Origin of the sequence: Burkholderia sp. AU33423, assembly GCF_002223135.1 — a bacterium.
Taxonomy (GTDB): domain Bacteria; phylum Pseudomonadota; class Gammaproteobacteria; order Burkholderiales; family Burkholderiaceae; genus Burkholderia; species Burkholderia lata_D.
On the sequence record NZ_NKFH01000009.1, the window covers coordinates 453036 to 467384 of the forward strand.

The following is a 14349-nucleotide window of genomic DNA, read 5'->3' on the forward strand; positions in this document are numbered from 1 at the left end:
GGAAGAGCCGGCCGCGCATCGCCGGGTCCGGCGAACGGCACGCGACCTGCCAGCAGCTTACAGGGGTTTGCCGATGAACGTCGGGGCTGGCCGAGTGCGCGTCAGGCCGGCTTGCTGCGTGCGACAACGGTCACCCGCGTACGGATCCTGCCACGCGCGGATGACCGGAACGGAGCCCGTCACGCAAGCGTCGCGGTGGCCTGCATCGTCAGCCAGCCGTCGCGATCCTTCGCCCACAGCTCGATCGTCCGGCCGTCATCCGCAGGCTGGCCGCACAGCGTGAACGGCTCCCCGTCGAACGTCGGGCGCACCGCGCGAAACGCGAAGCTCGCCAGCGTCGCGTCGGGCCGCTCGCGGTGCACGAGATCGACGAGCAGCGTCGCGATCAGCGGGCCGTGCACGACGAGCCCCGGATAGCCTTCCTCCTGCGCCACGTAGCTGCGGTCGTAGTGGATGCGGTGACCGTTGAAGGTCAGCGCCGAATAGCGGAACAGCATCACGGCGTCGGCCGTGACCGTGCGCGACCACGTCTCGCCCGCCGGCGCGGCGATCGGCTTCGGCGCCGGCGAGCCCGGCTGCGGCGCATCGCGATAGACGATGTCGTGCTCTTCCTCGACGCACAACACGCCGTCGCACTCGATCCGGTGCTGCACGGTCACGAAGACGAGCCGGCCGCTGCGGCCCGTCTTGTCCTCGATGTTCTCTATGGTGGATTCGCGCGTCGCGCGCCGCCCCGCGCGCAGCGGGGCATGAAATGTCAGGCGGCCGCCGGCCCACATGCGGCGCGGCAGCGGCACGGGCGGCAGGAAGCCGCCGCGCTTCGGGTGGCCATCGGGGCCGACTTCGGCCAGCGGCGCGACGGGCAGGAAATAGAGCCAGTGCCACATCGGCGGCACGACGTCGCCGGGCGACGGGCGGTCGAGCGTGGCGGCCAGCGCGTTCAGCGGAAACGCGGTGATGTCGTCGCCGAGCGTTTCGGTCTTGCCGAGCCACGCGTCAAGCGACGCCTGGCCAGAGGGCTGCGGGGATGAAGTGGACACGTGCGGAATCTCCGGAAGGCTTGCAACGGCCCCAATATGCACGTAGTGCGCCGTTTCGCGAAGCCGGATTTCCCGAACCCCGGCTTCGAGCCCGCCTGACCCGCCGGACAGCCCTGCCGGACGACTTTCATCTGACCATTCGATCGCGGCCGTCGCATGCACGACCGCATCGACAACCTTACAGTTTGACCATCCCCGGCACGCCGCCTAAATTGCTTCAAACGGGCGGGCCGAACCGCGTGCGACGTGTCATCCGGGTGACAAAAACGATAGTTTGCTATCGAATTAATTTGCCCCTATCATCTCGCCCATGACCAATCTGCACGACCTCCGCCTCGCCGTCAGCAGCCTTCTCGTGCTGTCCGCGCGCAAGTGGCGCCGCACCAGTGACGGCGTGCTGACCACGTACAACGTGTCCGAGGCCTGCGCGACGCCGCTGCTGATCGCCGGGCGCCTCGGCGAAGGCGTGCGCCAGGGCACGCTCGCCGAATACGTCGGCATCGAAGGGCCATCGCTCGTGCGCCTGCTCGACCAGCTGTGCGCGGCCGGCCTCGCGCGCCGCGACGAGGATCCGCACGACCGCCGCGCGAAGACGATTTCGCTGACGGCCGCCGGCCGCGCGGTCACCGCGAAGATGGAGGAAGACCTGCGCGTGCTGCGCGCGCAGGTGCTCAAGGGTGTCACGCGCGCCGATCTCGAAGCGACGCTGCGCGTGCTCGATGCATTCAATGCCGCCGAGTCGCACACACCCGTCGCGCGCGCCTCCCACACCGGTGACGCCGCGTCATGACCTACCCCAGCCTTCGCGACTGGCTGTTCTCGGGCAAGACGTTCGCCGCGTCGATGCTGGCGCTGTATCTCGGCCTGTATTTCCAGTTGCCGCGCCCGTACTGGGCGATGGCGAGCGTCTACATCGTGTCGAACCCGTTCGTCGGCGCGACGCGCTCGAAGGCGCTGTATCGCGCGCTCGGCACCGCGCTCGGCGCGGCCGCCGCGATCTTCTTCGTGCCGCCGTTCGTCGAGACGCCGCTGCTGTTCGCGATCATCGTCGCCACCTGGTGCGGCACGCTGCTCTACCTCGCGATCTCCGACCGCACCGCGCGCAGCTATGTGTTCATGCTCGCCGGCTACACGATGCCGCTGGTCGCGCTGCCGACCGTGACCGATCCGTCCACCGTGTTCGACGTCGCGATCGCACGTACCGAGGAGATCGTGCTCGGCATCGTGTGCGCGAGCGTGGTGGGCAGCGCGATCTTCCCGAACCGGCTCGCGCCGACGCTGATCGAGCGCACCGACGCGTGGTTCAAGGATGCCGCGTTCTACGGCCGCGAGACGCTGTCCGGGCACATCGCCGGCAAGGCGCTGTCCGCGTGCCGGCAACGCCTCGCGGCGACCATCACGGGCCTCGAATTCCTGCTGAGCCAGCTGAGCTACGACCATGCGCACCCGCGCATCCTCGCGCGGGCACAGGCGCTCGCGGGCCGGATGCAGCTGTTCCTGCCGCTGATGTCGTCGCTCGCCGATCCGTTGATCGCGCTGATGCGCGACCTGCACATCCGGCCGGCCGGGCTCGACGAGCTGCTCGCCGATGCCGCGAAGTGGTTCGACGCGCCGCTGCCGGCCGTGCGGGCCGGCTCCGATGGCGACATGGCCGACGACCCGGTCGCGGAACGCCTGCGCGAACGCATCGCCGCGCTGCAGCCGGGCGACGACGCGCTCTCGAGTTGGGACGGCGCGCTGCTGTCGAACGCGCTGTGGCGGCTGCGCCAGGTCATCGACATCTGGCAGGACTGCCGCTCGCTGCGCGCGCTGATCGGCAACGAAGCGGGCGTCTGGCAGCCGCGCTACCGGCACTGGCGGCTCGGCGGCACCGAACGCTTCTTCGATCGCGGAATGATGCTGTTCTCGACGCTGACCGTCGCCGCCGCGATCGTGTTCGCGAGCTGGCTGTGGATCGCGTCCGGCTGGCACGACGGCGCCGCGGCCGTCACGCTCGTGGCCGTCTCGTGCAGCTTCTTCGCCGCGCTCGACGAGCCGGCGCCGCTGGTGTTCAAGTTCTTCCTCGCGACGACCGCGAGCGTCGTGTTCGCGGGCCTGTACCTGTTCGTCGTGCTGCCGCACGTGCACGATTTCGCGATGCTCGTCGTGATGTTCGCGGGCCCGTTCATCCTGATCGGCACCCTGCTGCCGCGCCCGCAGTTCAACATGGTGACGATGCTCGTCGCCGTGAACACGGCCACCTTCATCAGCATCCAGGGTGCGTACGACGCCGATTTCTTCGTGTTCCTGAACAGCAACCTCGCGGGCGTCGCCGGGTTGTTGTTCGCCTATGTATGGACGCGTGCGACACGGCCGTTCGGTGCGGAACTCGCGGTGCGGCGCCTGCTGCGCTCGGGCTGGGAAGATGTCGCGCGCTCCGCGTCGACGCAACCGCTCGATGACCAGCGCAACCACGCATCGCGGATGCTCGACCGCGTCACGCATCTGCTGCCGCGCCTCGGCGCGTCCGACGATCATCGCCACCCGTCGATCGAAAGCTTCCGCGACCTGCGCATCGCGCTCAATGCGCTCGACCTGCGCCGCTCGCGCCGCCGGCTGTCCGGCGACGTGCCCGATGCAATCGATCGCGTGCTGGCCGGCGTCACCGACCACTACGAACGCTGCGCCGCCGCGAACGCGCGCCAGCCGGCGCCGCCCGCGCTGCTCGCGACGATCGACGACGCGCTGCAACGCGTCGCGGTCCGCAACCTGCCGGGCGCCGCGCCGGCCGACGACGGCACGGCGCCCGCCGCGCCCGCCGCACCGGCCACGCCCGCCATGCATCGCCGGCTGCGCGACACGCTGCACGCGCTCGTCGGCCTGCGCCTGTCGCTGTATCCGGCCGCGGCCGGGCAGCCGCCGCAGGCGCCGGACGGAGCACGCGCATGATCCCGCTTTCCCATCCGTCTTTCCGACCGCGACCATGATCGGCGAAATCGACATCTTCGGCGTATTCGTGCCGGCCCCGCTCGTGCTGATGCTGATCGCCTACCTGATCAACATCGTCGTGCGCGCCGTGCTCGAGCGCGTCGGCTTCTACCGCCTCGTCTGGCACCGTTCGATCTTCGACCTCGGCATCTACGTATTCGTGTTTGCCGCCGTCGTGATCGTGTCCCACCATCTCGTGGCTACCTAACGTGAAAAAAACCTGGCTCTCGGCAGGGCAAATCCTGCTCACCCTGATCGTCGTCGTCGTGGCGGCCATCGTGCTGTGGCGCATCGTCAACTACTACATGTTCTCGCCGTGGACCCGCGACGGTCACGTGCGTGCCGACGTGATCCAGGTCGCGCCGGACGTGGCGGGCCTCATCACGTCGGTACAGGTCGCCGACAACCAGGAGGTCAAGCGCGGCCAGGTGCTGTTCGTGATCGACCAGGCGCGCTACGCGCTCGCGGAACGGCTCGCCGAAGCCACGCTCGCGCAGCGCCGCGCGACGCTCGCGCAGGCGAAGCGCGAGTACGCCCGCAACCTGCAGCTCGGCAACCTGGTCGCGAGCGAACAGGTCGAGGAAAGCCGCACGCGCGTCGAACAGGGCGAAGCCGCCGTCGCCGATGCGCAGGTGTCGCTCGACACCGCGAAGCTGAACCTGCAGCGCACGACGATCGTCAGTCCCGTGGACGGCTACCTGAACGACCGCGCGCCGCGCGTCGGCGAATACGTGCCGGCCGGCCGCGCGGTGCTGTCGGTCGTCGACCGCAATTCGTTCCGCGTCGACGGCTACTTCGAGGAAACCAAGCTGCGCGGCATCCACATCGGCCAGCCGGTCGACATCATCGTGATGGGCGAGCCGCATGCGCTGCGCGGCCACGTGCAGAGCATCGTCGCCGCGATCGAGGATCGCGACCGCACGCAGGGCGCGAACCTGCTGCCGAACGTGAACCCGGCATTCAGCTGGGTGCGGCTCGCGCAGCGCGTGCCGGTGCGCGTCGTGCTCGACGAAGTGCCCGACGATTTCCGGATGATCGCGGGCCGGACCGCGACCGTCTCGATGCGCGACGCCGACACGCGCCGCAACGACAACGCGAAGCCGGCGGCCGGCGCGTCGGCGGCGGCCGGCACTTCGGCGGCCGTCGCGCCGGTATCGACGGCTTCCGGCACGGCCGCCAGCGCGGCAGGAGCATCGCAATGAAGCGGCACGGTCTGCGCCTCGCCGCGACGCTCGCGCCGCTTGCGCTCGCACTCGGCGCGTGCAAGTCCGTCGGCCCCGATTACACGCTGCCGCAGCAGGCGTACGTGAATGCGCCGCTCGCGAACCATGCGCTCGACGATGCAAACGGCACGCTCGTGTCGCGCGACGCCGTGCCCGGCAACTGGTGGCAGCTCTACGACGATCCCGTGCTCAACGGGCTCGTGCGCGATGCATTGAAGTCGAACACCGACCTGCGCGTCGCCGCGGCCAACCTCGCGCGCTCGCGCGCGGCGCTGGAAGTCGCAAGCCAGCAGGGCGGCTTCTCTGGCCGCGCGGAAGCCGCCGTGCAGCGCGCCCAGGAATCGGCCGAGCAATACCTGCTCGAGAACAAGCTGCCGGTCGTCAACGAAGGTACGGTCGGCATCAACGTGTCGTATGAGATCGACCTGTTCGGCAAGCTGCGGCGCGGCGTCGAAGCCGCGCGCGCGGACAGCGAGGCCGTCCGCGCCGCAGGCGACCTGGCGCGCATCACGGTCGTCGCCGACGTCGTGCGCGCATACGTCGAATCGTGTTCGGCCGGCGACGAGCTGGCTGTCGCGAAGCAGTCGCTCGCGCTGCAGAAGCAGCGCGTCGCGCTGTCGCAGCGGCTGCGCGATGCCGGGCGCGGCAACCAGACCGACGTGACGCGCGGCGTGACGCAGGTGCGTACCCTCGCCGCCGATATCCCGCGCTTCGAAGGCCGCCGCAAGGTCGCGCAATATCAACTCGCCGCGCTGCTTGCGCGCTCGCCCGCCGACCTGCCGAAGGCCGTTGCCGAATGCGAGCGCCTGCCGAAGCTGCGCCAGCCGATTCCGATCGGTGACGGCGCCGCGCTGCTGCGCCGCCGCCCCGACGTGCGCGCAGCCGAGCGGCAACTCGCGGCCGCGACCGCACGCATCGGCGTGGCGACCGCCGCGCTGTATCCGTCGATCAGCATCGGCGCGTCGGCCGGCTCGGTCGGTGTCGCCGCCGACCTGTTCTCGTCCACGACGAATCGCTGGTCGTTCGGCCCGCTGATCAGCTGGTCGTTCCCGGTCAACGGCCAGCGTGCGCGCGTACGCGAGGCCGAAGCCGCGACGGGCGGCGCGCTCGCGCATTTCGACGGCGTCGTGCTGAACGCGCTGCGTGAAACGCAGTCAAGCCTAGCGACCTATGCGGCCGACGTGCAGCGCACGGAAGCGCTGCGCACGGCCTACGAATCGGCCCGCAATTCCGCCGACGAAACGCATCGCCTCTATCTGGCCGGCCGCGAGTCGTTCATCTCCGATCTCGACGCGACGCGCACGCTGACGAGCGCGCAGGCGCAGGTGGCAGCCGCCGAAGGCCAGGTCGCGACCGACCAGGTGCGGCTCTTCCTCGCGCTCGGCGGCGGATGGGATGACGATGCGGCGCCCGACGCGTCGAAGCCGACGTCGAAGCAGGCGCCGGCGAGCAGTGCATCGGCAGCCTCGGCCGCCGCCACCGCAGCCGAGTAACCCGCCGACGCAGACCTAGAAGCGCGTCTGCACCCCGACACGCGCCAGCAGCTGATTCGGGCCGCTGGCGGTGCCGTTCGGGTCGATGATGCCGCTGACGAGTGCCTGCGCGTCGGCGTTCGCGCGCTGGTACACGGCCACCGCGTACACGGTGGTCCGCTTGGACAGAAAGTAGTCCACCGACGCGCTCATCTGATGCGCGTGATGGTTCTCGAGGTACGCGTTGCCCTTCATGTACAGGTAGCTCGCGCCGAGCTGCAGCGCGGGCGTGACGAGGAACGTCGCCCCCAGTTGGCCCTGGGCAATCGCCCCGCCGTTCGCGCCGTTTCGCACGGTCGTGACGAGCGCGTTCATCGCGAGCTGGCCGAAATCGTAGCGCGCGCCGACGCCCCAGTTGCGGATGCCGACTTGCGGCCCGCCCGGCTGCAGATACTTGACCTCGGTGAACGCGGCGGCGGCGCCGAACGCGCCATGATCGTAATTCAGGCCGGCGCTGACGCTGTTTCCACTGCCCAGCGATCCGGGCACGCCACCGAATCCAACCATCGCGCCCATCCGGAAACCGGCGATGGACGGCGACTGATACTTGACCGAGTTCGTCACCGTCTGGCCGGACATCCGGTCCCAGTCGAACTGCGCCGCGTAAGGCGGGTTGTACGGAAGTGCGATCTTCTGGAACGGGCCCGCGCGAAAACCGTACAGGCCGCCGACCGCAAACGCCGCATCGGTGCGACCGAAGAACAGCGCGTCGATCATGAAGTCGTACTGGTTGCCGAACTTGATCGACCCGAACCGGTTGTCGGTCAACCCGACCCATGCGTTGCGCCCGAACAGGCCTTTGCCGGGCGGCTGGATCGCCCCCGTGCCGACCGCGATCTGGCTGACGAGATCGAAGACCGCGTGCGTGCCGCCTCCGAGATCCTCGTCTCCCCTGATACCCAGCAGATTGGGCGCCATGATGCCATCGTCGAACTTCAGGTTGCCGTGTCCACCCGAATTGCTGACGTAGGTGATGCCCGCATCCAGAAAGCCATACAGCGTGACGCTGCTATCCGTTCCCGCCTGCGCGTCGTGCGCGCATGCCGCAGCACCCAGCGCGATTCCCATCCAGACCACCTTTTTCATTGCTCGTCTCCATTGACCTGATTTCCAGTTTATTTAGTTATGTTGATTATTGTTTTCGTGCTGCCGCATCGAAACGATGCATGCGGGCTCGCGTGAAACGAATTCCGCCCTTGCCGGCGGTGCCTGTCCTGCCCGGACAGGCACGCCTCCTGCCGATCGAACCGCTATTGCGCTGTGGAACGCGAATCGAGTAGATCCAGCGCGACGTCGACGATCATGTCCTCCTGCCCGCCGACCATCCGCCGCTTGCCGAGCTCGACGAGAATATCGACCGCCTTCAGCCCGTACTTCCGCGCCGCCGCTTCCGCGTGGCGAAGGAAGCTCGAATAGACGCCGGCATAGCCGAGCGCGAGCGTCTCGCGATCCACGCGAACCGGCCGATCCTGCAACGGGCGCACGATATCGTCGGCCGCATCCATCAACAGGTGCAGGTCCGTGCCGTGATGCCAGCCCAGTCGCTCGGCCGCCGCGACGAACACTTCGAGCGGCGCATTGCCGGCACCTGCCCCCATGCCGGCCAGACTCGCATCGATCCGGTCGCAGCCTTCCTCGACGGCGACGATCGAGTTCGCGACGCCGAGGCTCAGGTTGTGGTGCGCATGCATGCCCGTCTGCGTGTCGGGATTCAGCACGGCCTTGATCGCGCGAAAGCGGTCGCGTACGTCGTTCATGTTCATCGCGCCGCCGGAATCGACCACGTAGATGCAGGTCGCGCCGTAGCTTTCCATTTTCTTCGCCTCGACGGCCAGCCGGTCCGGCGCCGTCAAGTGGCTCATCATCAGGAAGCCGACCGTGTCCATGCCGAGTGCGCACGCATGCTCGATGTGCTGCTTCGAGATATCGGCCTCGGTGCAGTGCGTCGCGACACGCACGACGCGTGCGCCCGCATCGTATGCGGCTTGCAGGTCGTGGATCGTACCGATGCCAGGAATCAGCAGCGTCGCGATCTTCGCATGCGTGACGACGTCCGCCGCGGCCGCGATCCATTCAGGATCGCCATGCGCACCGAACCCGTAGTTGAAGCTCGATCCTTGCAGGCCGTCGCCGTGTGCGACCTCGATGCTGTCGACCTTCGCGGCATCGAGCGCGCGGGCGATCGCCTGCACGTCGTCGACCGAATACCGATGCCGGATCGCATGCATGCCGTCGCGCAACGTGACGTCGGAGATGTAAAGTTTCTTGCTCATGATGAAGGCCCTGTTACGCGCTCGCGCGCTGCAGCGACTGCGCCATGCGCTCGGCGGTCGCGAGCGCGGCGGACGTCATGATGTCGAGATTGCCCGCATACGCCGGCAGGTAGTGCGCCGCGCCCTCGACCTCGATGAAGATCGACGTCTTCAGCCCGCTCATGCGGCCGAGGCCCGGTATGTTGAGCGGTGCGGATGCCGGGATCACGTCGAACTGCACCGCCTGCTTCAGTCGATAGCCCGGCACGTATGCCTGTACCGCGCGGGCCATCTCGTCCACCGACGCGGCGATCCGCGCTTCGTCGGCCAACTCCGACAGCACGTAGACGGTGTCGCGCATCATCACCGGCGGCTCGGCCGGATTCAGGATGATGATGGCCTTGCCGTGCGCCGCGCCGCCCACCGCCTCGATCGCCTTCGACGTCGTCTCGGTGAATTCGTCGATGTTCGCGCGGGTGCCGGGCCCGGCCGACTTGCTGCTGATCGACGCGACGATCTCCGCGTAGTGCGCCTTCGCGACGCGCGATACGGCCGCGACCATCGGAATCGTCGCCTGGCCGCCGCACGTGACCATGTTCACGTTCGGTGCGTCGAGATGCGCATCGAGATTGACGACCGGCACGCAGTACGGGCCGATCGCCGCGGGTGTCAGGTCGACGCAGCGAATGCCGGGCTTCAGCGTGCGCAGGAATGCGTCGTTCTTCACGTGCGCGCCGGCCGACGTCGCATCGAATACGAAGTCGATATCGTCGAACACCGGCAATCGCGCCAGGCCCTCGACGCCTTCGTGCGTCGTCGCGACGCCCAAGCGCGCCGCCCGCGCGAGGCCGTCGGACGCCGGGTCGATGCCGACCATCGCGGCAACGTCGAGATGCCGCGCATGCCGCATGATCTTGATCATCAGGTCGGTGCCGATGTTGCCCGAGCCGATGATCGCGGCCTTGAGTTTCGGATGGCTCATGAAAGTCCTCAATCGATGAAAGTCGCGCGCGCGCTGCCGAGGCCGGCAACCTCCGCGACGAACGTGCCCGCCGCCCGGACGGCGACCATCGGCCCGAGCGCGCCAGTCAGGATCACGTCGCCCGCACGCAGCGGCGTGCCGAGCCGCACCATGCGGTCGGCGAGCCACGCGGCCGCGTTCAGCGGATTGCCGAGGCAGGCGGCGCCGTTGCCGCGCGACAGCACGTCGCCGTCCAGGGACAGCGTCATCTCGCAGCCCGCGAGATCGACGTCCTTCAGCGGCACGGGCCGGCTGCCGAGCACGAAGCGCGCGCTCGATGCGTTGTCCGCGACGGTGTCGACGAAGCGGATGTCCCAGTCGGCAATCCGGCTGTCGACGATCTCGATCGCCGCAAGCGCATACGCGCACGCACGCTGCAGGTCGGCGAACGTGTGCTTCTCGTGCACGAGGTCGTGCTCGAGCACGAGTGCGATCTCCGCTTCGACCTTCGGCTGGATCAGCTGCGACAGTCGCATCGGTTCGGCATCGCCGGCCGCCATCGACGCGAACAGCGTGCCGAAATCGGGCTGGTCCACGCCGAGCTGCCGCTGCACCGCGAGTGACGTCAGGCCGATCTTGCGCCCCACGATGCGCTCGCCGTTGCGGACCCGCAGGTCGACGTTGGCTTGCTGCACCGCATATGCGGCCGCACCGTCGTCCGCTGCGATCTCGGCGCGCACCGGTTCGGTCGCCCTGCATTGCGCCTCCGCGTGGCGAAGGCGCGCGGCCAGCGTGTCGATGACTTCGGAATCCGGCATCTTCAAGGTTCTCCCGCACTCGGTCGGTGGTGGACTGGAATCGCGCATACCCATCACGCGTTCGCGATGAAATCGGCGACCAGGCGGTTGAACTCGTCCGGATGCTCGATCATTGCCCAGTGCCCGCAGCGGTTCAGGAGCACGAGACGCGAATCCGGAATGTTCGCGAGCAGATACAGCGACGTCTCGAACGACACCACGCGATCGTCGCGGCCGTGGATCAGCAGCGTGGGCGTCTTGATCGCGGGCAGCAGCTCGGGCTTCACCCACTTCGGCAGCGGCGCGCCGGCCGGCAGCCCCGCCACGTAGTTGCTCAGGTGCTCGGGGCGCAGCAGCGCGGCGTCCGATCGGGCCTGGCACAGTTCCGCTGTCGCGAAGCGCGCCTTGTCGTACACCATGATCTCCACCAGCCGGCGCATGTGCTCCGGCGACGGATTGCGGTACGCCTGGATCAGTACCTTGAGCCCTTCGGACGGGCCGTCGCCCGCGCCGAACAGCGTCGGCATGCGCCCGACCGGCGGCCCCATCGTCACGAGGTGCGTGATGCGTTCCGGATGCTCGGTCGCGAGCCGCAGCGACGTCTGGCCACCCATCGAATTGCCGACGAATGCGGCCCGCTCGATGCCCAGCGCATCCATGAACTGGATCGCCGCGTCGACGTGGTCGAGCTGCTCGACCGTCGCCGGATCCGATTGCCCCCAGCCGGGCATGTCGACGGCGTACACATGGAACTGCTTCGCGAGTGCGTCGATATTGCCGCTGAAGTTGCTCCATCCCGTCGCGCCCGGGCCGCTGCCGTGCAGCAGGATCACCGGATGACCGCTGCCGGCCTCGTGGTAATGAAGTTGCCAGTCCCGCGTCTTGACGGTGCGGCTGGTCTGAGCCTGGGTAAGCGCCATGATGGTTTCCTTCCCGAATGTGATTGAGGTGTGTCGCGCCGGAGCGCGCGGCGTCAGCCGCGCAGCAGGTCCGCAACGACGTGCGGAGGGCGGTGCCCCCAGGTGCTGAGCCGGTCCAGGTGCTGAACTTCCCAGCTGGATTCGTCGATGACGAGCCCGCCCCAACCGAACTCGACGTTGAAGCCCGACGGCGTACGCACGTAGAAACTGAACATCCGGTCGTTGGGGTGCATGCCGAGGCTCATCTCGAGCGGCTGCTTCGCTTCGAGGCAGCGGTCATGCGCGAGCCCGACGTCGCCGAGCTCGGCGGCCTCGATCATGAAGTGATGCATGCGCTTGCCGAACGGCATGTTCGCGAACGCGACCGAGTGGTGACGCGGGTTGCAGCGCAGGAACGCCACGCTGGCCACGATGCCGGGCGCCACCTCCTCGTCGATGACGTCCGTCGTGCGAAAGCCGAGCAGCCCGTACCAGTCGACGAGCACACGACGGTCCGCGCCGTTCTCGATCAGCACCTGGTGGCCCGCGCCGATTCCGCCGGTAACGAAGCGCGACACGCGTTGCGGGGACTCGAATGGCGTATCGGCGGCGGCCAGCCCGACATAGAGTTCGACGCGGTTGCCCAGCGGATCGGTCGTCACGGCGAGGCGGCGAACCGACCGTTGCGTGCACAACTGATCATCACCCTCGACGACTTCGTTGCCGGCCGCGCGCAGCCGGCCGACGATCGCATCGAGATCCGCGTCCGTCTCGCAACCGAAGCCGGTGAACGCGAGATCGTCGGCCCCGCCCCGAACGACGATCCAGCGATGCGCCGCGCCGTCCATCCGCAAGCCCAGCATGTCGTCGGAGCGGCTGCCGACCTGCATGCCGAGCAGGCCGGTCGCGAAGCGTTCCCACGCGGCAAGATCGCTTGCCTCGATGCCGACGTATCCGAGTTCCGTCACTGTACTCATCCTGCTCTCCTTCATTGATTCGTCCCGCATCGGCTGACGGTGCGATCGGGTACGGCGAGACCGCTCACGTCGGCGGCCGCGACGAACCGGTCCGGGCGCAGCGCGACCGCGCGCGCGCCGAACTTGCGCATCCACGGCTGCAGCACGCCGTCGAGATCGACGAATTCGTCGGGCCCCTGCGTATGTTCATCTTGCTGGCGCACGGCGATGTAGCGCGCGCCCAGCCGGTCCCACGCCGCCTTTTCGTCGGCGCTGAGCAGGCTGGCCGGATCGACGTCGTCGCCAAGGAGTACGAAGCCGTCACCCAGCAGGTCGTCCAGCCGCGCCATCGCGCCGCGGTTGTCACCCACCACCGGCTGCGGCACCATCCGGCCGACGACGCTCTCATCGCCGAGCGGGCCGCGCAGCCATCCGGCCGCGAGCACGGGCGGCGCAATCAACGGTGGTTCAGGCGCGTCCGGGCAGGGCGGCGCGGCAAGGGCTGCCTGCTCGTCCTCCGACAGTTCCTGCTTGATGATGCGGCCGAGTTGAACGGCAAGCTGCGTGTAGAACGTCGCGTTCGGCCGGCGTTCCGTCTCGTAGGCATCGAGAAAATCTTCGGACAACGTACCGTTCAGCACACCGGAAAGTTTCCAGCCGAGGTCGAAGGCATCGCGCATGCCGGTCTGCATGCCCGCGCCGGCCCATGGCGGCATCAGGTGCGCGGCGTCGCCGGCGAGAAACGCGCGGCCGGCACGCCACGTATCGGCCATGCGCGTGTGATGCCGGTAGAACGCATACTGATGGATCTCGACGTCGTCCTCGCTTACGCCAAGCGCCTTCAGCAGCGGCCAGACCTGCTCGTGGGTCGCGAAATCGGCTTCGCTTTCGCCGGGCTTGAGCGGCAGCTCCCAGCGATGATTGCCACCGGACAGCGCGATATCGACCACGGGCCGCTCCTTGTCGGACCAGAAGGTCAGCAGGTTGCGATCCGGCCACCAGCGCTTCACGCGGCAGTCGATCACGATCCACTGCACGTCCAGCGTATCGCCGAGCAGCTTGATGCCCAGCATGCCGCGCGTCGCGCTGCTCCCGCCGTCGCACCCGATCACGTAGCGCACACGCGTGTCATTCGTTTCGCCGGTCGCCGTATTTCTCGTACGCACGGTGACGCCCGCGTCGTCCTGCGTCAGCGAGATCACCTCGAAGCCGTAGCGCACGTCGATCTCGCGCTCGTACTTCGCCGCGCACTCGCGCAAGGCCGCTTCCATCGTCGGCTGATAGATGTTGAAGAAGCGCGGCTTGATGCCGAGCGTCGACGGCGGGTGTTCGATGCGCATGATCTCGGTACCGTCGTAGCGCATCCAGCGCAGCGCACGTTGCGGATCGATGTGTTTCAGCACCGCTTCGTCGACGCCGAGATTCTGGAAGATCCGCATCGTCCAGTCGTTGACCGTCACCGCCCGCGCCCGTGGGTAGATCTCGCGATGCCGTTCGAACGCCACGCAGGAAATGCCGTGCCGGGCCAGCGTGAGCGCGGCGATGACGCCGGTCGGACCATAGCCAACGATCGCAACGTCGGCGTCGTACTCGTGAGTCATGGGGTGTCTCCTTCTCCTGTAGTGCGTTCGTCACGTGGTGTGACGGTCCACGCCGTCGATGGGCGAATTGTACCGATAGGTCCAATACTAAAAATCTAGGGAAAACGCGTATTGGACCGAT

At 68.1% G+C, this 14349-nt stretch carries 13 protein-coding genes; 5 read left to right on the plus strand and 8 right to left on the minus strand.

Annotation, left to right across the window (positions count from 1 at the left end; genetic code table 11):
* Nucleotides 1-179: 179 nt before the first annotated feature.
* On the minus strand, nt 180-1040 hold the full coding sequence (locus tag CFB50_RS35040; RefSeq protein WP_089448997.1) for an FAS1-like dehydratase domain-containing protein: 861 nt from the start codon (nt 1038-1040) through the stop codon (nt 180-182).
* 310 nt (nt 1041-1350) lie between these two features.
* Between CFB50_RS35040 and CFB50_RS35045 the strand changes: the two genes are divergently transcribed.
* The 5 genes from CFB50_RS35045 to CFB50_RS35065 are packed head-to-tail and all read left to right on the plus strand — an operon-like array spanning nt 1351 to nt 6723.
* Entirely contained in the window at nt 1351-1830 is a 480-nt protein-coding gene (locus tag CFB50_RS35045; protein WP_089448998.1) for a MarR family winged helix-turn-helix transcriptional regulator, read from the plus strand.
* Nucleotides 1827-3968, plus strand: a complete 2142-nt coding sequence (locus tag CFB50_RS35050) for an FUSC family protein (RefSeq protein ID WP_089448999.1) — start codon at nt 1827-1829, stop codon at nt 3966-3968. Before CFB50_RS35045 ends, CFB50_RS35050 begins: the two co-directional genes overlap by 4 nt.
* A gap of 34 nt (nt 3969-4002) precedes the next feature.
* A complete protein-coding gene (locus CFB50_RS35055; protein ID WP_011350409.1) occupies nt 4003-4215 on the plus strand; it encodes a DUF1656 domain-containing protein in 213 nt (70 codons plus the stop codon).
* Between the two features lies 1 nt (nt 4216).
* Complete coding sequence (locus CFB50_RS35060; protein ID WP_089449000.1) at nt 4217-5209, plus strand: efflux RND transporter periplasmic adaptor subunit; 993 nt, start codon at nt 4217-4219, stop codon at nt 5207-5209.
* The gene (locus CFB50_RS35065) at nt 5206-6723 is read left to right on the plus strand and encodes an efflux transporter outer membrane subunit (protein ID WP_089449001.1); all 1518 of its coding nucleotides are present in this window, start codon (nt 5206-5208) and stop codon (nt 6721-6723) included. The genes CFB50_RS35060 and CFB50_RS35065 overlap by 4 nt, the downstream gene beginning before the upstream one ends.
* A 15-nt stretch (nt 6724-6738) precedes the next feature.
* On the opposite strand, the gene CFB50_RS35070 is transcribed toward CFB50_RS35065, so the two are convergent.
* The 7 genes from CFB50_RS35070 to CFB50_RS35100 all read right to left on the minus strand — a co-directional run bounded on the left by CFB50_RS35070 (nt 6739) and on the right by CFB50_RS35100 (nt 14228).
* Nucleotides 6739-7830 carry a porin gene (locus CFB50_RS35070; protein WP_089449066.1) on the minus strand — a complete coding sequence of 364 codons (1092 nt, stop codon included), beginning with the start codon at nt 7828-7830 and terminating at the stop codon, nt 6739-6741.
* 182 nt (nt 7831-8012) lie between these two features.
* On the minus strand, nt 8013-9035 hold the full coding sequence (gene dmpG / locus CFB50_RS35075; protein ID WP_089449002.1) for a 4-hydroxy-2-oxovalerate aldolase: 1023 nt from the start codon (nt 9033-9035) through the stop codon (nt 8013-8015).
* Nucleotides 9036-9048: 13 nt separating this feature from the next.
* Entirely contained in the window at nt 9049-9996 is a 948-nt protein-coding gene (locus tag CFB50_RS35080) for an acetaldehyde dehydrogenase (acetylating) (RefSeq protein ID WP_089449003.1), read from the minus strand.
* Nucleotides 9997-10004: 8 nt separating this feature from the next.
* Nucleotides 10005-10793, minus strand: a complete 789-nt coding sequence (locus CFB50_RS35085; RefSeq protein WP_089449067.1) for a 2-keto-4-pentenoate hydratase — start codon at nt 10791-10793, stop codon at nt 10005-10007.
* A 53-nt stretch (nt 10794-10846) separates the two neighbouring features.
* Nucleotides 10847-11692 carry an alpha/beta fold hydrolase gene (locus tag CFB50_RS35090; protein ID WP_089449004.1) on the minus strand — a complete coding sequence of 282 codons (846 nt, stop codon included), beginning with the start codon at nt 11690-11692 and terminating at the stop codon, nt 10847-10849.
* A 53-nt stretch (nt 11693-11745) separates the two neighbouring features.
* On the minus strand, nt 11746-12648 hold the full coding sequence (locus CFB50_RS35095; protein ID WP_089449005.1) for a VOC family protein: 903 nt from the start codon (nt 12646-12648) through the stop codon (nt 11746-11748).
* An 11-nt stretch (nt 12649-12659) separates the two neighbouring features.
* Nucleotides 12660-14228 (minus strand): bifunctional 3-(3-hydroxy-phenyl)propionate/3-hydroxycinnamic acid hydroxylase, encoded by a 1569-nt coding sequence (locus CFB50_RS35100; RefSeq protein ID WP_089449006.1) that lies wholly within the window; start codon nt 14226-14228, stop codon nt 12660-12662.
* Between the last annotated feature and the right edge of the window lie 121 nt (nt 14229-14349).

Bases quoted from the DNA above. Each gene is read 5' to 3' on its own strand.
- dmpG (WP_089449002.1), bottom strand. From the start codon at position 9,035: ATGAGCAAGAAACTTTACATCTCCGACGTCACGTTGCGCGACGGCATG.
- CFB50_RS35080 (WP_089449003.1), bottom strand. From the start codon at position 9,996: ATGAGCCATCCGAAACTCAAGGCCGCGATCATCGGCTCGGGCAACATC.
- CFB50_RS35065 (WP_089449001.1), top strand. From the start codon at position 5,206: ATGAAGCGGCACGGTCTGCGCCTCGCCGCGACGCTCGCGCCGCTTGCG.
- CFB50_RS35055 (WP_011350409.1), top strand. From the start codon at position 4,003: ATGATCGGCGAAATCGACATCTTCGGCGTATTCGTGCCGGCCCCGCTC.
- CFB50_RS35070 (WP_089449066.1), bottom strand. From the start codon at position 7,830: ATGGGAATCGCGCTGGGTGCTGCGGCATGCGCGCACGACGCGCAGGCG.
- CFB50_RS35095 (WP_089449005.1), bottom strand. From the start codon at position 12,648: ATGAGTACAGTGACGGAACTCGGATACGTCGGCATCGAGGCAAGCGAT.
- CFB50_RS35090 (WP_089449004.1), bottom strand. From the start codon at position 11,692: ATGGCGCTTACCCAGGCTCAGACCAGCCGCACCGTCAAGACGCGGGAC.
- CFB50_RS35100 (WP_089449006.1), bottom strand. From the start codon at position 14,228: ATGACTCACGAGTACGACGCCGACGTTGCGATCGTTGGCTATGGTCCG.
- CFB50_RS35085 (WP_089449067.1), bottom strand. From the start codon at position 10,793: ATGCCGGATTCCGAAGTCATCGACACGCTGGCCGCGCGCCTTCGCCAC.
- CFB50_RS35050 (WP_089448999.1), top strand. From the start codon at position 1,827: ATGACCTACCCCAGCCTTCGCGACTGGCTGTTCTCGGGCAAGACGTTC.
- CFB50_RS35045 (WP_089448998.1), top strand. From the start codon at position 1,351: ATGACCAATCTGCACGACCTCCGCCTCGCCGTCAGCAGCCTTCTCGTG.